At 69.2% G+C, this 21,735-nt stretch carries 23 protein-coding genes; 15 read left to right on the top strand and 8 right to left on the bottom strand.

Translation table 11 applies throughout. The features are described from left to right. Positions 1 to 120: 120 nt before the first annotated feature. Positions 121 to 447, top strand: a complete 327-nt coding sequence (locus L2D01_00575; protein WBQ10280.1) for a hypothetical protein — start codon at positions 121 to 123, stop codon at positions 445 to 447. A 75-nt stretch (positions 448 to 522) separates the two neighbouring features. On the opposite strand, the gene L2D01_00570 is transcribed toward L2D01_00575, so the two are convergent. Continuing rightward, entirely contained in the window at positions 523 to 891 is a 369-nt protein-coding gene (locus L2D01_00570; GenBank protein WBQ10279.1) for a YMGG-like glycine zipper-containing protein, read from the bottom strand. Positions 892 to 1,037: 146 nt separating this feature from the next. After that, the gene (locus L2D01_00565; GenBank protein WBQ10278.1) at positions 1,038 to 1,688 is read right to left on the bottom strand and encodes an alpha-ketoglutarate-dependent dioxygenase AlkB; all 651 of its coding nucleotides are present in this window, start codon (positions 1,686 to 1,688) and stop codon (positions 1,038 to 1,040) included. Between the two features lie 293 nt (positions 1,689 to 1,981). Here L2D01_00565 and dnaK point away from each other — a divergent pair, with 293 nt between their 5' ends. The 5 genes from dnaK to queG all read left to right on the top strand — a co-directional run bounded on the left by dnaK (position 1,982) and on the right by queG (position 8,065). Further along, entirely contained in the window at positions 1,982 to 3,898 is a 1,917-nt protein-coding gene (dnaK, locus tag L2D01_00560) for a molecular chaperone DnaK (protein ID WBQ10277.1), read from the top strand. An 86-nt stretch (positions 3,899 to 3,984) separates the two neighbouring features. Continuing rightward, positions 3,985 to 5,175 carry a molecular chaperone DnaJ gene (gene dnaJ / locus L2D01_00555; protein ID WBQ10276.1) on the top strand — a complete coding sequence of 397 codons (1,191 nt, stop codon included), beginning with the start codon at positions 3,985 to 3,987 and terminating at the stop codon, positions 5,173 to 5,175. Positions 5,176 to 5,255: 80 nt separating this feature from the next. After that, complete coding sequence (gene dapB / locus L2D01_00550; protein ID WBQ10275.1) at positions 5,256 to 6,077, top strand: 4-hydroxy-tetrahydrodipicolinate reductase; 822 nt, start codon at positions 5,256 to 5,258, stop codon at positions 6,075 to 6,077. Then, a complete protein-coding gene (locus L2D01_00545; GenBank protein ID WBQ10274.1) occupies positions 6,074 to 6,763 on the top strand; it encodes a glutathione S-transferase family protein in 690 nt (229 codons plus the stop codon). Before dapB ends, L2D01_00545 begins: the two co-directional genes overlap by 4 nt. A 156-nt stretch (positions 6,764 to 6,919) precedes the next feature. Continuing rightward, positions 6,920 to 8,065: a tRNA epoxyqueuosine(34) reductase QueG gene (gene queG / locus L2D01_00540; GenBank protein WBQ10273.1), complete on the top strand. Its 1,146-nt coding sequence runs from the start codon at positions 6,920 to 6,922 to the stop codon at positions 8,063 to 8,065. On the opposite strand, the gene L2D01_00535 is transcribed toward queG, so the two are convergent. Further along, positions 8,066 to 9,523, bottom strand: a complete 1,458-nt coding sequence (locus tag L2D01_00535; protein ID WBQ10272.1) for a penicillin-binding protein activator — start codon at positions 9,521 to 9,523, stop codon at positions 8,066 to 8,068. 111 nt (positions 9,524 to 9,634) lie between these two features. On the opposite strand from L2D01_00535, the gene L2D01_00530 reads away from it, so the two are divergent. The 3 genes from L2D01_00530 (at position 9,635) to L2D01_00520 (ending at position 12,450) form a co-directional block, all read left to right on the top strand. Then, positions 9,635 to 10,024 carry a YraN family protein gene (locus L2D01_00530; protein ID WBQ10271.1) on the top strand — a complete coding sequence of 130 codons (390 nt, stop codon included), beginning with the start codon at positions 9,635 to 9,637 and terminating at the stop codon, positions 10,022 to 10,024. A gap of 102 nt (positions 10,025 to 10,126) precedes the next feature. Beyond that, positions 10,127 to 10,774, top strand: coding sequence for a BON domain-containing protein (locus tag L2D01_00525; protein ID WBQ10270.1), 648 nt, complete (start codon positions 10,127 to 10,129; stop codon positions 10,772 to 10,774). 125 nt (positions 10,775 to 10,899) lie between these two features. Continuing rightward, positions 10,900 to 12,450 carry a YifB family Mg chelatase-like AAA ATPase gene (locus tag L2D01_00520; protein WBQ10269.1) on the top strand — a complete coding sequence of 517 codons (1,551 nt, stop codon included), beginning with the start codon at positions 10,900 to 10,902 and terminating at the stop codon, positions 12,448 to 12,450. A gap of 67 nt (positions 12,451 to 12,517) precedes the next feature. Here L2D01_00520 and L2D01_00515 read toward each other — a convergent pair whose 3' ends face one another. Both L2D01_00515 and L2D01_00510 read right to left on the bottom strand, forming a co-directional pair. Continuing rightward, a complete protein-coding gene (locus tag L2D01_00515; GenBank protein ID WBQ10268.1) occupies positions 12,518 to 13,651 on the bottom strand; it encodes a beta-lactamase family protein in 1,134 nt (377 codons plus the stop codon). A gap of 53 nt (positions 13,652 to 13,704) precedes the next feature. Further along, a complete protein-coding gene (locus L2D01_00510) occupies positions 13,705 to 15,333 on the bottom strand; it encodes a PfkB family carbohydrate kinase (protein ID WBQ10267.1) in 1,629 nt (542 codons plus the stop codon). Between the two features lie 24 nt (positions 15,334 to 15,357). On the opposite strand from L2D01_00510, the gene L2D01_00505 reads away from it, so the two are divergent. Continuing rightward, entirely contained in the window at positions 15,358 to 16,257 is a 900-nt protein-coding gene (locus L2D01_00505) for a CoA ester lyase (protein ID WBQ10266.1), read from the top strand. 6 nt (positions 16,258 to 16,263) lie between these two features. After that, positions 16,264 to 16,605 carry an arsenate reductase (glutaredoxin) gene (gene arsC / locus L2D01_00500; protein ID WBQ10265.1) on the top strand — a complete coding sequence of 114 codons (342 nt, stop codon included), beginning with the start codon at positions 16,264 to 16,266 and terminating at the stop codon, positions 16,603 to 16,605. Between the two features lie 179 nt (positions 16,606 to 16,784). Here arsC and moeB read toward each other — a convergent pair whose 3' ends face one another. Beyond that, on the bottom strand, positions 16,785 to 17,531 hold the full coding sequence (moeB, locus tag L2D01_00495; GenBank protein ID WBQ10264.1) for a molybdopterin-synthase adenylyltransferase MoeB: 747 nt from the start codon (positions 17,529 to 17,531) through the stop codon (positions 16,785 to 16,787). A gap of 104 nt (positions 17,532 to 17,635) precedes the next feature. On the opposite strand from moeB, the gene L2D01_00490 reads away from it, so the two are divergent. Beyond that, on the top strand, positions 17,636 to 18,058 hold the full coding sequence (locus L2D01_00490; protein ID WBQ10263.1) for a hypothetical protein: 423 nt from the start codon (positions 17,636 to 17,638) through the stop codon (positions 18,056 to 18,058). Positions 18,059 to 18,127: 69 nt separating this feature from the next. Here the strand turns inward: L2D01_00490 and L2D01_00485 are convergent, their stop codons facing one another. Both L2D01_00485 and L2D01_00480 read right to left on the bottom strand, forming a co-directional pair. After that, complete coding sequence (locus L2D01_00485; GenBank protein WBQ10262.1) at positions 18,128 to 18,997, bottom strand: MBL fold metallo-hydrolase; 870 nt, start codon at positions 18,995 to 18,997, stop codon at positions 18,128 to 18,130. Positions 18,998 to 18,999: 2 nt separating this feature from the next. Beyond that, the gene (locus L2D01_00480; protein WBQ10261.1) at positions 19,000 to 19,392 is read right to left on the bottom strand and encodes a metalloregulator ArsR/SmtB family transcription factor; all 393 of its coding nucleotides are present in this window, start codon (positions 19,390 to 19,392) and stop codon (positions 19,000 to 19,002) included. A 165-nt stretch (positions 19,393 to 19,557) separates the two neighbouring features. Between L2D01_00480 and L2D01_00475 the strand changes: the two genes are divergently transcribed. The 3 genes from L2D01_00475 (at position 19,558) to L2D01_00465 (ending at position 21,625) form a co-directional block, all read left to right on the top strand. Continuing rightward, positions 19,558 to 19,986 (top strand): YeeE/YedE family protein, encoded by a 429-nt coding sequence (locus L2D01_00475; GenBank protein ID WBQ10260.1) that lies wholly within the window; start codon positions 19,558 to 19,560, stop codon positions 19,984 to 19,986. An 8-nt stretch (positions 19,987 to 19,994) separates the two neighbouring features. Then, positions 19,995 to 20,462, top strand: a complete 468-nt coding sequence (locus tag L2D01_00470) for a YeeE/YedE family protein (protein WBQ10259.1) — start codon at positions 19,995 to 19,997, stop codon at positions 20,460 to 20,462. 365 nt (positions 20,463 to 20,827) lie between these two features. Continuing rightward, on the top strand, positions 20,828 to 21,625 hold the full coding sequence (locus tag L2D01_00465) for a DUF1295 domain-containing protein (protein WBQ10258.1): 798 nt from the start codon (positions 20,828 to 20,830) through the stop codon (positions 21,623 to 21,625). The last annotated feature ends 110 nt before the right edge of the window (positions 21,626 to 21,735 follow it).

The following is a 21,735-nucleotide window of genomic DNA, read 5'->3' as shown; positions in this document are numbered from 1 at the left end:
ATCCTGCGTCCGGGCCCTGTCCGCGCGTCAATACCGATTGCCGGAATGACCCGCCGGGCGTAAGGATTCACGCGCCGCCCCGCGGCTTATCGCGCGTGCGGTTTTCAGGAGATTATCCCCATGTTCACCCGCATCGCTGCCGGCGTGTTCGCATCTGCCTGCCTCGTTCTCGCGCCCGCCTATGCCGAGGACATCAACTACGCGCTCCACAACGAGACATCGTATGTGGTCACCGAGTTCTACACCTCGCCCGCCAATGACAATGAGTGGGGCGGCGACCTGCTCGGCAACGGCGTCCTGGGCGCCGGCGAGAGCGCCAGCGTGACCATCGCCGATGGCAGCGACCAGTGCGTCTACGATTTCCGCTTCGTCTTTGAAGATGGCGATGTCGTGGAAGATTTCGGCGTCGATATCTGCGAGCTGGCAGAATACACGCTGACCGAATAGGCCGGCCCATACCGGTTGCAATAAAAAGGGCGGCCCGGATGGGCCGCCCTTTCCTGTTCAGCCTGACCCTAAAGCCTAGCGGCGGCGCGGCGCGGTGCGCGGCTCGCCGTTCTGCCAGTAGGTCGCGCCGGTCTCGTAGTCTTCGTACCAGTAGCGGCCCGAATACTGGTCGTAATACAGCTCGGAATGGCGGTTATTGTTCGGGTTGTGACGGCAGCCGCCCGCGCGGTTGCAGGCGATGGCTGCGCCGGCCAAAGCGCCGCCAATGCCGCCGATGATGGCGCCGGTGCGCGCGTCGCCGCTGCCGGTGTTATTGCCGATGATGGCGCCGCCGACGGCGCCGGCCGCGGCGCCGGCCGCTGCGCCGCCCACAGCCGGGGACGTGGTGGCGCAGGCGGCGAGGGCGAAGGGGGCGATGACGGCGAGAGCAAATGTGCGGATCATGATGTGGACCCTTTCCATTGAATGGTTGTCTGGCTCGACCGGATGCGCCCGGCCTGTGTCTCACACTGTAGCACTCGGAAGGCTGAATTGAGGCTGAACGAGATCAGCCTATTCAATGTTTCCACAGGCGATCGGTTCCCCGGGCCTCAATTCACGCGGCGCAGGGTGAGATTGATCCGCCCCGGCCGCCAGGCGTCGGGCAGCAGGCGCGAGGCGCCGGGATAAATGCGGTCCACGCCATGAAAACAGCGCCGCGCCGGACCGCTGAGCACCACCACATCGCCTGAACCAAGCTTCAACGATCCCGAGGGATCCCCGCGCTGTGGCCCGCCGATCCGGAAGCGGGCGGGATCGCCCAGAGAGACCGAGACCACCGGCGCGTCGCGCGCCGATTCATCGGCGTCCACATGCAGACCCATGCGGCTCGTCTCGCGATAGAAATTGATCAGGCAGGCCTGCGGCGGCTGCGGCCAGCCCGACACCGCCTCCCACAGCGCCAGCAAAGCCTCGGGCATCGCCGGCCAGGGCCGGCCCGTCACCGGATGGGCCGGCTCATAGCGATAACCGCGATCCTTGTCGGTCACCCAGCCCAGCGGCCCGCAATTGGTCATGGTCACGCTCAAAGGCGCGCCGGTGCGCGGCATGCACGGCTGGTAGAAGGGGGCCTGCGCCTCGATGGCGCCTACGGCGTCGATCAAAGCACGCTGGGCGTCCGGGCTGAACCAGCCGGGCAGGACGCGAAAGCCCTCTGGCGCGGTGAAGGGCTGGCGGGGGCGGGGCGTGGTGGCGGAAACCATGACGTTCCGATCAGCGCGGTGTCTGGAGGACAGTCGGCATGCTCGCCCGCCGCGCGCCCTGCGGCAAGCGCGCCTGTGTGCTGGCGACGCCGAATCACGCCTGCGCCCTTGCGCCCACCGCCGCGCCTCCCTAAATCGCCGCATGACGCGCATGGGTATCACACCACTGTGAGCTCAGGCGCTGTAACACCAAACGCGAGCCCAACCGGGGGGTGGCTCCCGGCCGGCCGAGAGCGCTTCGGGCTCTCGTAACCGGCGCCACCCCGCCGCAACAATCAGGAGATACGCACGCGATGAGCAAGGTAATCGGCATTGACCTCGGCACCACCAATTCCTGTGTGGCGGTCATGGAGGGCGGACAGGCCAAGGTGATCGAGAACGCCGAGGGCATGCGCACCACCCCGTCCGTGGTGGCCTTCAGCGAGGATGGCGAGCGCCTGATCGGCCAGCCCGCCAAGCGCCAGGCCGTGACCAACCCTGATCACACCTTCTTCGCCATCAAGCGCCTGATCGGGCGCAATATGGCCGACCCCATGGTCAAGAAGGACAAGGACATGGTGCCCTACGCGATCGTGGAGGGCTCCAATGGCGACGCCTGGGTGAAGGGCCGCGACAAGAATTATTCCCCGTCCGAAGTCTCCGCCTTCATCCTGCAGAAGATGAAAGAGACCGCCGAGAGCTATCTGGGCGAGAAGGTCGAAAAAGCCGTCATCACGGTGCCCGCCTATTTCAACGACGCCCAGCGCCAGGCCACCAAGGACGCGGGCAAGATCGCCGGCCTTGAAGTCCTGCGCATCATCAACGAGCCCACAGCCGCTGCGCTGGCCTATGGCCTGGACAAGGACGTGAACAAGACCATCGCGGTCTATGATCTGGGCGGCGGCACGTTCGATGTGTCAATCCTGGAGATTGGCGACGGCGTGTTCGAGGTGAAGGCCACCAATGGCGACACCTTCCTGGGCGGCGAAGACTTTGACCTGCGCATCGTGGATTATCTCGCCGACGAGTTCAAAAAGGACAACGGCATTGATCTGCGCAAGGACAAGCTGGCCCTGCAGCGCCTGAAGGAAGAGGCCGAAAAGGCCAAGAAGGAGCTGTCGAGCGCCACGTCCTACGAGGTCAACCTGCCCTTCATCACCGCCGACGCGTCGGGCCCCAAACACCTGACCATGAAGCTGTCGCGCGCCAAGCTGGAAAGCCTGGTCGAAGACCTGATCAAGCGCACCATCGACCCGTGCAAGGCCGCGCTGAAAGACGCCGGCCTGTCGCCGAGCCAGATCGACGAAGTTGTGCTGGTCGGCGGCATGACCCGCATGCCCAAGGTGCAGGAGGCGGTGAAAGCCTTCTTCGGCAAGGAGCCGCACAAGGGCGTGAACCCGGACGAGGTGGTCGCCATGGGCGCGGCCATCCAGGCCGGCGTGCTGCAGGGTGATGTGAAGGACGTGCTGCTGCTCGACGTGACCCCGCTCTCGCTGGGCATCGAGACGCTGGGCGGTGTGTTCACCCGCCTCATCGACCGCAACACCACCATCCCGACCAAGAAGGGCCAGACCTTCTCCACCGCCGATGACAACCAGACTGCGGTGACCATCCGCGTGTTCCAGGGCGAGCGGGAAATGGCGGCGGACAACAAGCTCCTGGGCCAGTTCGATCTGGTGGGCATCCCGCCCGCCCCGCGCGGCATGCCGCAGATCGAGGTCACGTTCGACATCGACGCCAACGGCATCGTGAACGTGTCGGCGCGCGACCAGGCCACCGGCAAGGAGCATGCGATCCGCATCCAGGCTTCGGGCGGTCTGTCGGACGCCGATATCGAGAAGATGGTGAAAGACGCCGAGGCCAATGCCGACGCCGACAAGAAGCGCCGTGCGCTGGTCGACGCCCGCAACAATGCCGAGGCCCTCGCCCACCAGACCCGCAAGCAGGTCGAGGAGTTCGGCGACAAGGTCTCGGCCGAGGACAAGGGCGCGATTGAAACCGCCCTGACCGATCTGGAAAGCGTCAAGGATGGCGAGGACGTGGAAGCCATCCAGCAGAAGACCCAGGCCCTGATGCAGGCCGCCATGAAGCTGGGCGAGGCCATGTACGCCGCCCAGCAGCCGGGCGCCGGCGATGACAGTGACGGCGGCGGCCCGTCCAAGACCGAAGACGGCGTGGTCGACGCCGAGTTCACCGAGGTCAAGGACGACGACGAAAAGAAGAGCGCGTAAGCGCGGTATCGAGCCGAGGAACGCGGCCCCGTCCCTTCTGGGGCGGGGCCGCACCCTTTCAGTCGCCGGTTTGAGCGGACGGATTTATGAGCAAGCGTGATTATTACGAGGTTCTGGGCGTGGCCCGGGATGCCGATGCCAAGGCGATCAAGAGCGCCTATCGCAAGCTGGCCATGCAGCATCACCCCGACCAGAACCCCGGCAATCCCGAGGCCGAAGCCAAGTTCAAGGAAGTCGGCGAGGCCTATGCCGTCCTGTCCGACGCCGACAAGCGCGCCGCCTATGACCGCATGGGCCATGCCGCCTTCCAGAATGGCGGCGGCGGACGCGGGCCCTTCGGCGCCGGCGCCGGGTCGGCGGCGGATTTTGCCGATATCTTCGAGCAGGTGTTCGGCGACGCCTTCGGCATGGGCCGCCGCGGCGGCGGTGGCGGGGCGCGGCGCGGCGGTCCCGCGCGCGGCTCGGACCTGCGCTATGACATGGAAATCACGCTGGAGGACTCCTTCCACGGCAAGGACGCCATGATCCGCGTGCCCACCACCGTGACCTGCGAGCGCTGCGAGGGATCGGGCGCCGAGCCCGGCACCGGCGTCACCAATTGCGAGACCTGCTCCGGCACGGGCCGTATCCGGCGCACCCAGGGCTTCTTCACCATGGAGCAGACCTGCCCCACCTGCGGCGGGCGCGGCGCCTATGTGGAATCGCCCTGCCAGGCCTGCGACGGCGCGGGCCGCGTGCGCCAGATGCGCGATCTGCGCGTCCAGATCCCGGCGGGCGTGGAGGACGGCATGCGCATCCGCCTGTCCGGCGAGGGCGAGGCGGGATCCCAGGGCGGGCCGCGCGGCGATCTCTACATCTTCGTCTCGGTGCGCCCCCACGATATTTTCGAGCGCGACGGACCCAATCTCTATTGCCGCGCGGCTGTGCCCATGGTCACGGCGGCGCTGGGCGGCACGATCGATGCGCCCACCATTGATGGCGGCAAGGTGCAGATCAAAATTCCCGAAGGCGCCCAGACCGGCGAGCGCATGCGCCTGAAACAGAAGGGCATGGTGCGCCTCAATGGCGGCGGCGCGCGCGGCGACATGTATGTGGAAGTGTTTGTCGAGACCCCGCGCAAGCTCACCGAACGCCAGAAGGAAATCCTGCGGGAGTTCTGCGACATTTCCGGCGAAGGCTGCAATCCCGAAAGCGACGGCTTCTTCCGCAAGGTCCGCCGCTTCTGGGACGAAGTGCGCGGCGACGATCACCCGGACGGGCCGCGCCCGGGGGCGTGAGGCAGCACGTGAGGCCGGACGGGATACGGTTTCTTCACCGTATCGGCGCATGAACGCGCTCTGGACCAAAGAGGGCCGCCATGTCTGATACGCCATTGAAAGTCTGCGTCGCCGGGGTGTCGGGCCGGCTGGGCCGGACCATCGCCCATGAGCTGCTGCGCCGCCTCGATACCGCGCTGACCGGTGCACTGGTCAGCGCCGATTCCGTTCACCTCGGCGCGGACGCCGGCGAGATCGCCGGGCGCGGCTATATCGGGCTGGAAGCCGGCGTGTCGCTGGAAGCGGCCTGCGCCGGCGCCGATATGGTGATCGATTCCAGCCAGCCCGCCTTCACCGCCGCCATGGCTGAACGCCTCGCCGCCGCCGGCGGGCCGGGCCTGGTCACCGGCGTCACGGGGCTTTCAGGCGAGCAGCAACAGGCCGTCGAAGCCGCAGCGCGCTCGATCCCGGTGCTGCAGGCGAGTAATTTCTCCCTGGGCGTGGCCGTGCTGGAGCGCCTGGTGGCGCAGGCGGCGCGGCTCTTGCCCGAGGGCGAGTTCGATCTGGAAATTGCCGAGACCCATCACCGGTCCAAACCCGACGCCCCGTCGGGCACCGCCCTGTCGCTGGGACGCGCGGCGGCGCGCGCCCGGGGCGTGGAGTTCGATGCAGCGGCCGCCTTCAGCCGGCCGCGTACAGGCGGCGTGCGTCCCGCCGGCCAGATCGGGTTCAGCGCCGTGCGCGGCGGCGGCGTGGTGGGCGAGCATGAGGCGCGCTTTCTGGCCGCGTTCGAGGAGATCAGCGTGAGCCACCGGGCCTTTGACCGTTTCATCTTCGCGCGCGGCGCCGTGACCGCCGCCCTCTGGCTGCGCGGCCGCCCCGCCGGGCTCTATTCCATGCAGGATGTGTTGGGGGCGTCGTGACCGGACGGCTGCGCCTCTATCATTTCGCGCTCGATCCCGGCTCGCGCCAGGTGCGTCTGGCGCTGGCGGAAAAATCAATCGCCTTTGACCTGATGGACGCCTCGCCCTGGGACCCGGACGGGCCGCTGGCCTCGCGCAATCCGTCCGGCCTGCCGCCCGTGCTGGAGCTGGCGGACGACAAAGGCGTGCGCGTAATCGCCTGCGGCGCCCGCCCGATCCTGGAATATCTCGAAGAAGTCAGCCCCGACCCGGCGCTTCTGCCGGGCGGTCCCGTCGAGCGGGCCGAGGCGCGCCGGCTGATGGACTGGTTCGACACGATTTTTGATTCCGAAGTGAACGCCTTCCTGCTCCACGAGAAGATCGAGAAGCGCCTGCAGGGGCTGGGGCCGCCGGAGCCGGTGAATATCCGCGCCGGGCGCGAGGCGTTGCGCTGGCATCTGGCCCATATCGACGCCCTGCTGGACGCGCGCGAGGGGCTGGCGGGGCCGCGCTTTTCGCTGGCCGATATCGCGGCGGCGGCGCATCTGTCGTGCGTGGATTATATTGGCGAGGCGTCCTGGGAGTCGCACCCGGCGGCCAAGGCGTGGTATCAGCGCATCAAATGCCGCCCCTCCTTCCGCGCCATCCTGGCCGACCGCCTGCCCGGCCTGCCGCCCTTGGACGGCTATCAGGATCTGGATTTCTGACCCGTCCCCTTGTTTTCCCGGAATGGGCGCAGCCCATATCCGGGAGCCATCCCGGCGCATCTCCACCGCTCCGGCGGCGGAGCGTTTCGGGGGATGGATCCCGGGTCTCGCTCCGCTCGCCCGGGAAGACAGATCGGGTTGATTTCAGTGACGCCCATGACCGCTGACCCTCAATCCCTCGCCGCCCGCGCCCGCGCCCTCGCGCTGGAGGCCGGCTTCTCCACCGCCCATATCGCGCGGGCGGACGAGCCGTGGGATGCCGGCGACCATTTGCGCGCCTTTGTCGAGGCGGACCGGCACGGCACCATGGACTGGATGGAAGAGACGCTGGAGCGGCGCGTCCACCCCACCGCCATGTGGCCCGGGGCGAAATCATCGGTGGTGGTGGGGCTCGATTACGGCCCGGACAGCGATCCGCTCGAGGCGCTCGCCCGCACCCGCGAACCGGCGATCTCGGTCTATGCCCAGAACCGCGATTATCATGATGTCATGAAAAAGCGCCTCAAGGCGCTGGCGCGCGCCTTCCACGCCGAGACCGGCTCAGCCGTGAAAGTGTTTGTCGACACCGCGCCGCTGATGGAAAAGCCGCTGGCCGGGCGGTCGGGGCTGGGTTGGCAGGGCAAGCACACCAATCTGGTCAGCCGGAGTTTCGGCTCCTGGCTGTTTCTCGGCGTCATGTTGACCGAGGCCGATCTGGCGCCCGACGCGCCCGAGGCCGATCATTGCGGGTCGTGCCGGGCCTGCCTCGATATCTGCCCCACCCACGCCTTCCCCGCGCCCTATCAGATCGATGCCCGGCGCTGCATCTCCTACCTCACCATCGAGCACAAGGGCCCGGTGGCGCGCGATCTGCGGCCCCTCATGGGCAATCGTATCTATGGCTGTGATGACTGCCTGGCGGTGTGCCCGTGGAACAAGTTCGCGCAGGCCAGCGCCGAGATCGCCTTCCATCCGCGCGACAGCCTGACGGGACTGACGCTGGCCGGGCTGAGCCAACTGGATGACGCGGCGTTTCGCGCCCTGTTCACAGCCTCGCCGGTCAAGCGGATCGGGCGGGATCGCTTTGTGCGTAATGTGCTCTACGCGCTGGGCAATTCCGGCGCGCGCGATCTGGCCCGGGCGGCGGTGGAGCGGCTTGAGGATGACAGCGCGCTGGTGCGCGGGGCGGCGGTGTGGGCGCTGGCAAGGCTGGACCCGGCCCGGTTCGAGGCCGAACGCGACGAACGCGCTGCGTCAGAGCCCGACCCGGATGTGCGCGAAGACTGGGCGCTGGGCGCGTCTCCAGGCCCTCAGTGCGCCTGATCAGCTCGGTCCGGTGCGGTCCATCCGGCGCGGCGGGGGCGCATCATCGAACTGGTCCGGCGCGGGCGAGATCACCCGGAACTGACCGCTCTGGATGGTGTAAACCGACAGCGCCCGCTCGATCGTGCCGTCGGGGCGGAAGCGGAACAGCCCGTCCACGCCAAAAAACCCGCCCGGCTGCTCGATGAAGCGCTGCGCATCGCCGCGTCCCGGCTCGCGCGCCAGCATCGCGGCCAGCGCCACCGCGTCATAGGCCAGACCCGCCAGGCGCGAGGGCGAGTCGCGGTAGACGCCCTCATAGGCCTGTTCGAAGCGTCCCCGGGCGCCCGGCTCCGCGCTGGCGAACCAGCCATGGGCCAGCGCGGGCTCGCGCGCCAGGCTGCCGTCACGCCACAGGCCGGTGCCGATGAATTTCACCAGCAGCGGGTCGATATCTTCATACAACAGAACCGGCGCCAGCATGCGCAGCCGGTCGCCGCCTTCGGGCAGCAGCACCACCTGGAAAGGCGAGCCCGGCGAGGGCTGCCAGTTGGCGCCGTTCATGGTCGCCGCCTCGCGCGGGTCAAGTGTTTCCACCCCAAGGCGCGCCAGGCGCCGCGCCGCCTGGGTCATGGAATCCACGCCGCCGTCATAGGTCTCGCTGCCCACCAGACCGGTGCGGAAGCTGCGCTCTACCGTGCGCGGCGCCGTTCCTTCGGGCGCGCCGTCCGGCACGGGCAATTGCACAGACGAGACTTCGGGCAGCGGATCAAACCCCAGCCGCGCGCCAAGGGTCGCCGCATAGGTGTCGCGCGCCAGCTGGCCATAGGCGCTGTCCGGCGTGATGGCGGCAAAGCGCGTGGCGCCCTGATCGAGCGCATATTCCGTCACGCGGCGCACTTCTTCCTCGGGCGGGAAGCTCAACAGATAGAGCCCGTCCCCGGCGACCGCGGCGTCGGTGGAAAACGCGATGACCGGGATGCGCGCCGCGCGGGCGATCTCGCCCACCGCGTCTGCGGCGGCGCTGAACAGGGGTCCGATGATCAGGTCCGCGCCGTCCGCCACGGCCGATTCCGCCGCCTCGCGCCCGCCTTCCGCCGTGCCGCCGGTATCCTTGGGCAGCAGCAACATGGTGGCGTCGCCCTGATCGAACAGGGCGAGCTCGGCGGCGCGCAGGAGGTGGGACGCCTCGGCGCGGGCGCCGGCATTGCGCGCCCCGAAGGGCAGAAGCAGGCCGACCCGCACCAGCTCGCGTTCGCGGCCGGCCAAATGCGCGGGCGTATAGACGCGCTGGCTCATATCCGCCGCGGCCGTCGCCGGTTCGGGCGGATCGCCGACCACCGGGCGCGACGGCCCGGTGGGGATCTGGCTGGAGGGCGTGGTGGCGCCGCAGGCCGACAGCGCGAGCGCGGCGATCGTGACCAGCGCGCCGGCAAGGCTTGGCCGCAGGCGCGCTGTGATGGAAACTGGCGCTGTCATGATGCTTGATCCGTCCTGTCTGTCCGCCCGCCTGACGGCGCGCCCCTCGCGGCTCGAAACTACCCGCGCGGCGCGGGCGGGGCAACCGTTCGCGCGCGGGGAGGGCGGGTTTTGAGCCGTACCCGCCGCCGCGCCGCCGAGCGCCGGGGCCGCCGGGCCGAGGCGGTGGCCGCGCTGTGGCTGCAGCTGTCCGGCTGGCGCATTCTCGATCGCCGCGCACGCACGGCGGCGGGCGAGCTCGATCTGGTGGCGCGGCGCGGGGAGGTGCTCGCCTTCATCGAGGTCAAGGAGCGCGCCAGCCTGGAAGCCGGTCTGGAAGCTGTCAGCCCGCGCCAGCGCATCCGCCTGATCCGCGCCGGTTCGCTCTGGCAGGGCCGCCGCGCCGATCTGGCGCATCTGCAGCCGCGCCATGATCTCATCGTCATCACGCCCTGGCGCTGGCCGGTCCGGCAGGCCGGGGCGTTCGACGCGGACGCGCCGGGCCTGCGCAATTTGCTGTGAGAGGGCGCATGGTCAACAGGGCGTTAACGGGTTTTTGGCGAAACCTGCGGCAAGGTCCTTGGCGGGGGGCGTGCGCCATGCCCCCGAAAAGGTCTGATCACCATGACGCTTCGCCAGCTTTGTGTCTTCGCCGCCTGCCTTGTCGCTCTGCCGGCCTGCGCCGCCACCCAGGACCAGCGCGCCGTCGGGCGCCAGATCGACGACACCAACGCTTCCATCTCGGTCAAGGCGGCCATGCTGCGCGCCGAAGGCTTTGATCTGTCCGGGGTGGATGTGGAGATCACCGAAGGCGTCGCCCTTCTGGTCGGCACGGCGCCACGCGATATCGACCGTCAGTATGCTGAATGTCTCGCCTGGTCGGCGCCCGCCGTGCGCAGCGTCGCCAATCATATCGAGGTGGGCGACCGACGCGGCATGCGCGACGGCGCTGGCGATGTCTGGATCACCCAGCGCGTGCGCGCGAGGCTGGCCGGCGACCGCTCGGTGCGTTCGGTGAACTATAATATCGAGACCCATAGCGGCGTGGTTTACCTGCTGGGCTTCGCCCGCGACGCCAATGAGCGCGCGCGCGCCGCCCAGCATGCCGCCTTGGTCAATGGTGTGGAGCGCGTGGTGGTGCTGGTGCGCACGGGCGGCGAGGCGCCCGATCTGCCCCCGCGCGGAGAGCGGCGCGCAGAGTTGTGCGACGCCGTCGCCCGCGGCGAGCCGGTTCCGGACGATCCGCAGATCGCCCCACAGGATGATCGTTAGGAAACTTACGCCTGATGGTTGACGGCGCGCCGCTCTTGTTCCAATAATGTTCCTGCTTTGATCGCCCTTCGTCGGGCGGGCTGTGGATATCTGCCCTTGCGCAGATGGCTGGAGGCAGGTGCGTCATGAGTTTCAAGACCTATTCAGCGGCGTTTGAGGGCGCGGTCGCCCGTCCTGTGGATGTGCAGGTGCAGATTGCGGGCGGGCAGGCGAATTTTTCCGTTGTGGGGCTCGGCGACAAGGCGGTGGCTGAAAGCCGCGAGCGCATCCGCGCCGCCTTCGCCGCCATCGGGCTGGCCCTGCCGCACAAGCGCCTCATCGTCAATCTCGCCCCGGCGGACCGGCCCAAGGAGGGCGCCCATTACGATCTGCCCATCGCCATGGGGCTGATGGCCGCCGTAGGCGTGCTGCCCCGCGACGTGCTGGAGGGACATCTGGTGATGGGGGAGCTGGGGCTCGACGGCTCCATCGCGCCCTGTCCCGGCGCCTTGCCGGCGGCCATGCTGGCCAGCGAGATGGATCTGGCCTTCATCTGCCCGGAAGCCTGCGGGCCGGAAGCGGCCTGGGCGGGGGGCGATCTGGCGATCCTGGCGCCGGCCTCGCTCATTCAGCTGGTCAATCATTTCAAGGGCGGGCAGGTGATCGCGAGGCCTGCGCCCGGCGATCTCATCGAGGGCGGCCCGGTCCCGGACCTGCGCGATGTGCGCGGACAGGAAACCGCCAAGCGGGCATTGGAGATCGCGGCGGCGGGCGGGCATAACCTCCTCATGATCGGCCCGCCCGGCGCAGGCAAATCCATGCTGGCGGCGCGCGCGCCGGGCCTGTTGCCGCCGCTGGATGCGCGCGAGCTCCTTGAAGTGTCCATGATCCAGTCCGTCGCCGGTCTGGTAGAGCGGGGACGGCTCTCGCGCACGCGGCCGTTCCGGGCGCCGCATCATTCGGCCTCCATGGCCGCCATGGTGGGCGGCGGCTCGCGCATCAAGCCGGGCGAGGCCTCGCTGGCCCATCATGGCGTGCTCTTCCTCGACGAGCTGCCCGAATTCCACCCCCAGGTCCTCGACAGCCTGCGCCAGCCGCTGGAGACCGGAGAGATCGCCGTGGCCCGCGCCAATCAGCGCGTCACCTTCCCCGCCCGGTTCCAGCTCATCGCCGCGATGAATCCCTGCCGCTGCGGCTGGGCCGGGCAGAATGGCCAGGCCTGCGGGCGCGGTCCGCGCTGCGTGGACAGCTATCAGGCGCGGGTGTCGGGACCGATGATGGACCGCATCGATCTTCAGATCGACGTGCCCCCCGTCACGCCCGCCGACCTCGCCTTGCCGCCGGCGCCCGAGGGCACGGCGGAGGCTGCGGCCCGGGTGGCCCGGGCCCGCGCCGCCCAGACCGCACGCGGCGGGCTCAATGCCCGCCTGTCGGGCGACCGGCTGGACAGCGCCACAGCGCCCGATGCGGCCGGGCGCGATCTGCTGGCGCGGGCGGCCGAGGCCATGGGCCTCACGGCGCGAGCCTATCACCGCATCTTGCGCGTGGCGCGCACCATCGCCGATCTCGACGGGGCGGACGCTGTGCGCCGCATCCATGTGGCCGAAGCGCTCAGCGCCCGCCGGGTGCGCGCCGCCACCGAAGCGGTGTCACGCCCCGGCGCGCGCAGCGCCTCGTCCGCCCTCGGGCTGGGCTAGCGTCGGGGCCCGGGAGCAGGCGGACGCTATGGAGGCAGTGTGGTCAAAGGCAGGCTCACAAGCGGCGTCAAAGGCAGCGATACACTGCTTCGATCAGCGCCTGGGCGCGGGCGTCGCCGACCAGAACGTCCATCTGCCGGTTCATCACATAGGCGCCAGACAGGCCGCGCACCGGATCGGCGAACACGCAGCTGCCGCCAAAGCCGTAATGGCCCACTGTGCGCGGTTCCGGCCCAAACGCGCCGTTGTCGCGGTTGATCATGACGCCGGCGGCGAAGCTCAGATCAAAGGGCAGCACCCGGTCGGGTCCCGCGGTGCGGGGCTTCAGGGCGGCGGCGAGCGTGTCGCGCCCTAGAAACGCCTCGCCATCCAGCCGGCCGTCACAGGCAAACGGCGCCATGAGCCGCGCCAGCGCCGGGGCGGTTGCGTGGGCGTTGGCCGCGGGCAGCTCGGCGCTGCGCCAGGCCGCGGCGCCCTTGCGCCCCGGGGAAGAGCCGGGATTGAGGAAGGCGGCTTTCGTCTCCGGCGTGATGGTCCCGAGATCCGGTGCGCGCGGCGGCAGGACATGCTCGGCGGCGCGGGCGTGCTCGGCGTCCGGCAGGCCGATATGGCAGTCAATCCCGCGCGGACCCGCGATCTCCTCGCGCAGGATTCCGCCCACGGAACGATGTTTCACATCGGCCCGCCGGGCGAGGGCGTCGGCGATCACGCCAAAGCTCAGCGGGTGGTAGCCGGACCCGTCTCCGGGCGTCCACATCGGCGCCATGGCGGCGAAATGGGCTTCCATTTTGTCCCGGTCAAACCAGTCAGCGGGCTCGATCCCCGACACAGGCCCCGGTACGCCGGCCTGATGGGACAGGGCCTGCGCAATGGTCACATCGCCTTTGCCATGCGCGGCGAACTCCGGCCACAGCGCGCTCACCGGCGCGTCATACTCAAGCCGGCCCTGATCGGCGAGCCAGGCCATGACCAGCGCCGTCACCGCCTTGCCGCTGGAGAACACCGGGACCAGCGTGTCTTCGCCCCACGCCCTTGTGCGCGCCCGGTCGGCCCAGCCGGCACGGAGGTCGCACAGCACCTCGCCATCGCGGATCAGCGCAAACGCCGCGCCCAGCTCGCCGCGTTCGGCGAAATTCCCTTCGAAGGCTTCACGCACCGGCTCGAAGCCGGGCGCCAGCGCGCCATGGATGTCGATGCTCATGGGGCCGGGCTAGCGCGCCCGCGCGCCCAGCGCAAGCAGGTGTGCAAGCGCTCTTACGCCCAGATCGCCATGCGCAGACCCCGCCCGTCGCGCGGCGGGTCGTCCGGCAGGCACAGCGCCGTCCCCGCCGCAATGCGCTGTGCCGTGAGGAGGCACAGTCCAGCGTCGATGAGGTCATCGGGCAAAGCCACGCCTCTCTTGAACGGATGCGGTTCGAACAGCGCCTCCGCCAAGCCGTGGGCTGCCAGCAGCGTCAGCCGCTCCGCCCGGCCTTCAGATGTCTTCTTGTTGTGGGCGGCCGGCGCACCGGTGAGGGCGGCGATGATGGTCTCGGGATGGGTCTCGAACACGCACCCGTCCAGCATCGGCGTCATCGCCGCGTCGATCTCGAGAATCTTTCTGAACAGGGCGAAGGACTGGGCGGCCACGCCCTTGCCCCCGGCGGCGCGGCTCAGGGCATCGGCCTCGGCGCGGGTGCGCCCGTCAAACGCCGCGCGCAGGGGCGTTGGAAAGATGGCGCTGCGCCGCGCGCCCAGCATCGCCTTGGCCGCCCGCTCGCAGGCGCGCCCGCCCGGACCCACAGGATCGGGCCGTTCAGGAAGACCGATAGGCATGTCCACGGCGATGATCTGGGCGTCGGTGGCCAGCGCCTCGGCGAAATGGGCGAAAATCTCCACCCGTGGCGGCTTGATTGCGTTGAGATCGACCATCACCGCGATCCAGCCGCCCGGGCAACCATCCAGCCCCATGGCCCAGGCGGGCCTGCGTGCCCCCGCGCGACCGGTCTGCACGGCGGGCGCGGGCATGAAGGGAGCCGCGCCTGTCAAACTGCCCTGCGAAATCGCCAGCGCCGTCGCGCCCGTCGCGGTTCGGCTCAGCACATGGCTGACCCGCCCGGCGGCGTCACGGGCGGCCTGCGCCCAGCGGGCGCCGGACAGGCGCGCCGCCAGCGCACTCGCCGCGAACAGATCGCCCGTGCCGTTCGGTGTGCGCGCACCCCCGCCCAGACGCGCCGTCTCGAAGCTCGCCGGAGGCTGGCCGCCATCCAGCACCAGCACGCCCAGCCGGTCTTGTCCGGCGGGCGCCGAGGTGACCAGGGCCGCCGGCGCCAGCCCGCGCGCGGCCGCCTCGGCGTCCTGCATGGTGGTGATGGATCGCCCGGCGAGCCAGGCGAGTTCGAACAGATTGGGCGTGATCACGTCGGCCAGCGGAATCAGGCGCGTGGCGATTCCCATGGCCGTGGCGCGCGGCACATACAGCCCGCCATCGCCTCCGTCCGGGGCGCCGTCGCCCAGAATCGGGTCCACCATGACCAGAAGGCCGGGGTTCGCCGACCGCGCCGCCGCGATGAAGCGCGCCGCCGCCTCCACCTGTCCCGCGCTGGCCATATAGCCGGTCAGGATGGCGCGGGCTGCGCCCGGCGCCCCGGTGGCGGCCAGGGCGTCGAGCAGGCTGGCGAAATCACCATCGACCAACGCGCCGCCGCCCGTGGGGCCCAGTCCGGGATGACGGCCAAAATTGACCGTGGGCGCCAGGCAGGTCTCGATCCCCGCCCCATGCAGCACCCGCACGCTCAGCGTCCCGCCCACCTGGCTGCCGGCCAGCTGGGAGCTGATCACGATCACCGGGCCGGTGCCGTGACGGGCGGGGGCGGGCTGAGGCGGGCGGCTGGCGCGGGTCATCTGTGTCTTGTAAGGCTTGGAGCCATGACTGGCGAGCGATCATCCGTTCTTCATCCGCGGCCATTGCGCTCGGCGCTGTACACGCCCGGCGACCGTCCGCGCGCCATCGCGAAAGCCGCGGAGCTGAACGCCGACGCCCTGATTCTCGATCTGGAAGACGCCGTGGCGCCCGATCGCAAGGCCGCCGCCCGCGCGGCCGCGCCGGACGCCCTCGCCGCGTTTCGTGAAGCCGGGCGCTATGGCGTGCTGCGCATCCACGCGCCGGGCGAAACGGAGACGCTCAGCGATCTGCCCTGCGTAGGCGCAGGCCAGCCTGACGCCGTGCTGGTGGCCAAGGCCGAAGACACCGGCGCGCTGGCCGGTCTGCGTTCAGGCCTGACATCCGCCGGCTGGTCCGGCCCGCTCTGGCTGATGATTGAAACCCCGCGCGGCGTGTTCCTGGCCGAGCAATTGGCCACAGCGCCGGGCCTGGCGCAGGCGCTGGGCGTGGCGGTGCTGGTGGCGGGCGGCAATGATCTGGCCGAAGGCCTGCGCCTGCCGCCGGGACCGCACCGGCGCGCCGGCCTGACGCCGTATCTGGCCCGGCTGGTGCTGGCGGCGCGGGCGGCGGGCCTGGCCGTGCTGGACGGGGTGTACAACGCCCATACCGACGCGGCGGGTTTCACCGCGGAGGCGCAAGAAGCGCGCTTGCTGGGTTTTGACGGCAAGACGCTGATCCATCCCGCCCAGATCGATCCGTGCCACGCAGCGTTTAGGCCCGGCGAAGTTGAAATCGCGCACGCGCGCGCCATCATCGCCGCCTTTGACGATCCGGCGCATGCCGGGCGCGGCGCTATCGCGGTGGATGGCGTGATGGCCGAGCGCCTGCATCTGGACGCCGCCCGCGCGACGCTGGCTGCGGCGCAACTCGGCGAGAAAGGCTGATAACCCATGGAAATCTGGCACAATCCGCGCTGCTCGAAATCGCGTCAGGCGCTGGCGATCCTGCGTGAAAACCGCATTGAGCCGGACGTGCGCCTCTATCTCGACCGGCCGCCCACCGCGGCGGAACTGGACTCCGTCATCGCCGCGCTGGGGCTGGCGTCCGCCCATGACCTCATCCGCACCTGCGAGCCCGAGTACAAAGACGCGGGCCTGTCGCGCAATACCCGTGAATCTGCGCTGATCGCCGCCATGGCCGCCCACCCCAAACTCATCGAGCGCCCGGTGGTGATCGATGGCGGCCGCGCCGTCATCGGCCGCCCGCCGGAACGGGTGCTGGAGCTGGTTTAGGCTCGCTCCTGGCAGGCCGGGAAACCAATACGTTTGTTTTCCCGGCCGACCGCAGGGAGCGCCGGGACCCATCCACCGATCATCTCCCCTTGTCGAGGCGGCTCAATCCTGTGGGGATGGGTCCCGGGTCGGCTGCGCCGCCCGGGAAAACAGGATTGCAGCGAACAGGAGCAGCCCCCTCACCCCGTCCCGCACGCCTTGCAGCCCGGATCGCGTTGCACCCGCACCGTCCGCGCCCGGCCTGACAGGCCGTCATAAATCACCAGCCGCCCCACCAGCGCCTCCCCCGCGCCGGTGATCAGCTTGATGGCTTCCAGCGCCATCAGCGACCCGATAACGCCCGTCAGCGCCCCGACAATCCCGGTCTCAGCGCAGGTTTCGGCATCGGGCGGAATGTCCGGAACCCAGCATTGATAGCACGGCGCATCCGGCCCCAGATGCGGTGCAAACACGCCAACCTGCCCGTCCCAGCGCCCCACCGCGCCAGACACCAGCGGGATGCGCGCGGCCAGGGCGGCGCGGTTCACGGCAAAGCGCGTGGCGAAATCATCGCACCCGTCCAGCACCAGATCAGCGCCATCCAGCAGGCCGGGCAGAGAGGCGTCATCGGCGGCGAGGACGCGCGCCTCAATGTCCAGCGACGGGTCCAGGGCGGTCAGCGCCTCAGCGGCGCGCTCGGCCTTGGGCCGCCCCACATCTTGCGTGCGGTAGAGGATCTGGCGCTGGAGATTATCGAGGCTCACCACATCGGGCTCGGCGATGCGGATGGCGCCCACGCCTGCTGCGGCCAGATACAGCGCCGCTGGCGCGCCCAGCCCGCCTGCGCCGATGATCACGACCCGCGCACGCGACAGGCGCTGCTGGCCGGGCCCGCCGATGTCTTTGAGCAGGATATGGCGGGCGTGGCGCACGGGATCGACGGTCAATGTGTGTCTCCTGACAGGGCCGGGCGCCAGTCAGCTTGGGTTCAGCCTTGCTGTCTAGGCTCATGATGGCGATAACATAGTCCATAGCCTTCAGGAGAGGTCCCATGCGTCACATTCTGATCCTCGCGGCGAGCGCGCTGGCGCTGGCAGGCTGCGCAACCTCGGAAGGCTACCGCCAGCAGACCGAGCAGTTTCTGGGCGCCCATTCCGACACGCTGGTCCTGGAATACGGCTCGCCGCGCTCGCGCGACCGGCTGTCGGACGGGTCGGAAGTGTGGACCTATCTGTCGCGCGAACAGCGCTATCAGTCGGGCGGCTACCGCTCCATCCCGCGCGAGCGGCGCGTCACCTATCGCGACTCCGAAGGCCGCGTGCGTGAGCGTATCGAGCAATACACCGAGACGGTCTACGAGCCGCCGCGCGAATGGACTGTCCAGTGCGAAACCCGCTTCGTAATCGCCCCTGACCGCCGCGTGGTGGATTTCCGCTTCCAGGGCGATGGCTGCATCGCGCCGGAGATTTACTGAAGGCCTTCGCCACCTTTGGGGCGTCCGGCGGGACGGGCCGCGCGCTGCGCCCCGGCCCGCCGCGTGCGGTCAGAGCGCATCCACCGGGATTTTCAGATAGGTAAGGCCGTTATCGTCCGCCGGCGGGAAGTGGCCGGCGCGCATATTGACCTGCACCGAGGGCAGGATCAGCACCGGCATGGCCAGGGTGGCGTCGCGCGTCGTGCGCATCTTCACGAACGCCTCTTCGCTGACACCTTCATGCACATGGATATTGCCCGCCTTCTGGGCGCCGACTGTGGTTTCCCAGCGGTAATCCTCGCGCCCCTCAGGCAGGTAGTCGTGGCACAGGAAGAGGCGCGTCTCGTCAGGCAGGGCGTAGATTTTCCGGATCGACCGGTAGAGCACATGGGCGTCGCCGCCGGGGAAGTCGCAGCGCGCGGTGCCATAGTCCGGCATGAACAGCGTGTCGCCCACAAAGCCCGCATCGCCGATTACATAGGTCATGCAGGCGGGCGTGTGGCCGGGCGTGTGGATGGCATGGGCCTCGATGGAGCCGAGCTGGAAGGACTCGCCATCCTCGAACAGGCGGTCGAACTGTGAGCCGTCGCGCGCAAACTCGGTTCCGGCGTTGAACACCTTGCCGAACACGTCCTGCACGGTGCGGATATTGGAGCCGATGGCCAGCGTCCCGCCGACGATTTCCTTCAGATACGGCGCGGCGGAGAGGTGGTCGGCGTGGACATGGGTCTCCAGGATCCACTGCACCGAGAAGCCCTGCTCGCGCACATAGGCGATAACGGCGTCGGCGCTGGCCTTCGAGGTGCGCCCCGATTTGGGGTCATAGTCGAGCACGGAGTCCACGATGGCGGCCTGCCTGGTCTGCGGGTCGGAGACCACATAGCTCACCGTGTTGGTGGCCGGGTCGAAGAAAGCTTTGACGTCCGGTTTCTGGGTCATGATCAGAGGTCCTTTTGGTGGGGGGAGGGTGTCTTCAAATCAGAGGCAAAGGCCGCGCACAGGGCGGGCATCAGGAGCGCGATGCGCGAATCCTTCAGGCGGTAATGCACCGCCTTGCCGTCGCGGCGCGTCGCCACGAGGCCGGCGGCGCGCAGGCGGGCCAGATCGCGCGACAGATTGGGCTGGCGCACGCCGGTGCGCTGCTCGATCTGGCTGACATTGCGCTCGCCATCCATAAGCTCGCAGGCGATCAGCAGGCGGCCGGGATTGGCCAGCAGCTTCAAGAGCCCGCTCACCTCTCCGGCGCGCATGCGCAATTGCGCAATGTCGATTCCGGGAGATGGGGCCGCGTCCGGCGCCGCCTCGTGCGGGGTCAGTGTCTGGGCTCGGTCCATGTCAGCCTCTTCGTGCTCCGGCCTCGCATCTGCGAAGCCCCTTGCGTTTCGTCTTCATATATATCATTTATCAAAACTGATAATCAAGAGGGCGCAGCGTGGCGGGATGTCTCATCCGCTCCGCCCCCTGACGCAACACGGTCCCGCTCCAGGAAAGGATTGCCCATGGACGCTGTCACCCCCTTCACCCCGGTCTCCGCCCTGATCGGCGGCGCGCTGATCGGCCTGTCGGCCATCTGGCTGATGGCCGCCAACGGCCGCATTGCCGGGATTTCCGGCATTGCCGGCGGGCTGATCGGCCCGTCTGTGCCCGACCGGCTCTGGCGCCTGGCCTTTGTGGCCGGCCTGATCGCCGCGCCGCTGATCGTGATGCTCGCCGCCGGACCGGTGGCTGTGACCATCGAGGCGGGCCCCCTGACCCTGATCGCCGCCGGCTTGCTGGTGGGCGTGGGCACGCAGATGGGATCGGGCTGCACCTCGGGCCACGGCGTGTGCGGGCTCAGCCTGTTCTCCCCGCGCAGCCTGGTCTCCGTGGCCGTGTTCATGGCCGCGGGCGCCGTCACCGTCTTCATCACCCGCCATCTGATCGCATGAGGCCCGCCATGACCGACACACACACCACCCGCCCCGCGCCCTCCGCGCCCGCCCCGTCCGCCGCTCTGGCCCTGCCGCTGGCTGCGCTGGGGGCCGGCCTGCTGTTCGGGCTGGGCCTGGTCATCTCCGACATGATCAACCCGGCCAAGGTGCTCAACTTCCTGGATGTGGCCGGAACATGGGACCCGTCTCTGGCCTTCGTCATGGGCGGCGCCATGGGGGTGACCGCCATCGGCTACCGCCTCATCCTGCCGCGCGGCAAGCCGCTGTTCGCCGGCAGCTTCTCCCTGCCCACCGCCCGGCAGCTGGACCCGCGCCTGATCGGCGGCGCAGCCCTGTTCGGCGCAGGCTGGGGGCTCGCCGGCTTCTGCCCCGGCCCGGCCTTGTCCGCGGCGGCGCTCGGGATGGGCGAGGTGTATATCTTCCTCATCGCCATGCTCGCCGGCATGGGCGGGTGGCGGTGGCTGGTGAGGTAGGGGATTGGTGCTGCCGCGTTCAAGGATAAGTTAATCCACACACGCCCCCCAAACCCCATGCCGAGTCTCCCGCAAGGCGTCTCCGGCGCGTCAAGGCTGACCGAGCTTCGCTCGGTCACCGCATGCGGCGCCCCGGATTAAATCCGGGGCGGCCTTGACCCGCCGGAGCGCTTGCGACAATGCGCTTTCATGGGGTTGAGGGGAGTTCCTGGCATACGATCGGGCTGGGTCCCGGACATGGGCTGCGCCCATTCCGGGAAAACAAGAAATCCGCGCAGCACCACCCCTCACCACTTCCCCCCGCGACATCGCCGCCCCGCCCCGCTAGGCTCCACCCGACACTCACCGCCTGACCCGGAGCCGCCATGTCCGCCTTTGCCTTGCTGGCCGCCAACGCCGCCATCGTGATCGTTCTGTTCGCCGCGCTCTGGCTCGCCGCCCAGCGCACGCGCGACCCCAGCTTCGTGGATGCGTTCTGGGCGCTGGGCATCACGCTGATGGCGGTGACGAGCTTTGTGATGGCCGATGGCTGGGAAACTCGCCAGCTGGTGATCACCGGCCTCGCATTGGTCTGGGGCTTGCGCCTGGGCGGGTATCTGTTCTGGCGCTGGCGCCATGAGGGCGCTGACAAGCGCTACGCCGCGCTGGTGCGCCATGCCGAGGAGAAACGCGGCTGGGGCTTTGGCAAGACCACCGCCCTGTTCGTGTTCGGGCCGCAGGCGGGCCTCCTGTTCATCGCCAGCCTGCCCGTGCAGCTGGGCCAGGTCGCGGCCCAGCCTGCGGCCTTCGGCGCCCTCGCCTTCATCGGCATGGCGCTCGCCGTGTTCGGCATCGGGTATGAGACCATCGCCGACATCCAGCTCACCCGCTTCAAGGCCGACCCGGCCAAAAAGGGCAAGGTGCTCGATACCGGCGTGTGGGGCTGGAGCCGCCATCCCAATTATTTCGGTGAGGCCTGCGCCTGGTGGGGCATCTGGCTCATCGCAGCGGAAACCACGCCCGGCCTGTTCGCCGTGATCGGCCCGCTGTTCGTCACCTGGACCCTGATGCGCTGGTCCGGCGCGCCTCTCCTGGAGCGCGGCCTGAAGAAATCGCGCCCCGGATACGAGGCGTATGTGGCGCGGGTGTCGGCGTTTGTGCCCCTGCCGCCGAAGCGGGGGTGAGGGGGGTCTCATCCTCCACCCAACCCCTGTTCTCCCGGAAACCGCGAAGCGGTTATCCGGGACCTATCCCCCAATTTTTGAACCGCTTATGCGGTGGAGAGGTAGGGTGG

It is taken from the genome of Hyphomonadaceae bacterium ML37, from assembly GCA_027627685.1.
GTDB lineage: Bacteria > Pseudomonadota > Alphaproteobacteria > Caulobacterales > Maricaulaceae > Oceanicaulis.
Note: the sequence above shows the minus strand (reverse complement) of the source record. Positions and strands in the feature narration are given on the sequence as shown.

Excerpts from the sequence above, each read along its gene's own strand:
- L2D01_00575 (WBQ10280.1), top strand. The coding sequence starts at position 121 with ATGTTCACCCGCATCGCTGCCGGCGTGTTCGCATCTGCCTGCCTCGTT.
- L2D01_00570 (WBQ10279.1), bottom strand. The coding sequence starts at position 891 with ATGATCCGCACATTTGCTCTCGCCGTCATCGCCCCCTTCGCCCTCGCC.
- L2D01_00565 (WBQ10278.1), bottom strand. The coding sequence starts at position 1,688 with ATGGTTTCCGCCACCACGCCCCGCCCCCGCCAGCCCTTCACCGCGCCA.
- dnaK (WBQ10277.1), top strand. The coding sequence starts at position 1,982 with ATGAGCAAGGTAATCGGCATTGACCTCGGCACCACCAATTCCTGTGTG.
- dnaJ (WBQ10276.1), top strand. The coding sequence starts at position 3,985 with ATGAGCAAGCGTGATTATTACGAGGTTCTGGGCGTGGCCCGGGATGCC.
- dapB (WBQ10275.1), top strand. The coding sequence starts at position 5,256 with ATGTCTGATACGCCATTGAAAGTCTGCGTCGCCGGGGTGTCGGGCCGG.
- queG (WBQ10273.1), top strand. The coding sequence starts at position 6,920 with ATGACCGCTGACCCTCAATCCCTCGCCGCCCGCGCCCGCGCCCTCGCG.
- L2D01_00535 (WBQ10272.1), bottom strand. The coding sequence starts at position 9,523 with ATGACAGCGCCAGTTTCCATCACAGCGCGCCTGCGGCCAAGCCTTGCC.
- L2D01_00525 (WBQ10270.1), top strand. The coding sequence starts at position 10,127 with ATGACGCTTCGCCAGCTTTGTGTCTTCGCCGCCTGCCTTGTCGCTCTG.
- L2D01_00520 (WBQ10269.1), top strand. The coding sequence starts at position 10,900 with ATGAGTTTCAAGACCTATTCAGCGGCGTTTGAGGGCGCGGTCGCCCGT.
- L2D01_00515 (WBQ10268.1), bottom strand. The coding sequence starts at position 13,651 with ATGAGCATCGACATCCATGGCGCGCTGGCGCCCGGCTTCGAGCCGGTG.
- L2D01_00510 (WBQ10267.1), bottom strand. The coding sequence starts at position 15,333 with ATGACCCGCGCCAGCCGCCCGCCTCAGCCCGCCCCCGCCCGTCACGGC.
- L2D01_00505 (WBQ10266.1), top strand. The coding sequence starts at position 15,358 with ATGACTGGCGAGCGATCATCCGTTCTTCATCCGCGGCCATTGCGCTCG.
- arsC (WBQ10265.1), top strand. The coding sequence starts at position 16,264 with ATGGAAATCTGGCACAATCCGCGCTGCTCGAAATCGCGTCAGGCGCTG.
- L2D01_00490 (WBQ10263.1), top strand. The coding sequence starts at position 17,636 with ATGCGTCACATTCTGATCCTCGCGGCGAGCGCGCTGGCGCTGGCAGGC.
- L2D01_00485 (WBQ10262.1), bottom strand. The coding sequence starts at position 18,997 with ATGACCCAGAAACCGGACGTCAAAGCTTTCTTCGACCCGGCCACCAAC.
- L2D01_00480 (WBQ10261.1), bottom strand. The coding sequence starts at position 19,392 with ATGGACCGAGCCCAGACACTGACCCCGCACGAGGCGGCGCCGGACGCG.
- L2D01_00475 (WBQ10260.1), top strand. The coding sequence starts at position 19,558 with ATGGACGCTGTCACCCCCTTCACCCCGGTCTCCGCCCTGATCGGCGGC.
- L2D01_00470 (WBQ10259.1), top strand. The coding sequence starts at position 19,995 with ATGACCGACACACACACCACCCGCCCCGCGCCCTCCGCGCCCGCCCCG.
- L2D01_00465 (WBQ10258.1), top strand. The coding sequence starts at position 20,828 with ATGTCCGCCTTTGCCTTGCTGGCCGCCAACGCCGCCATCGTGATCGTT.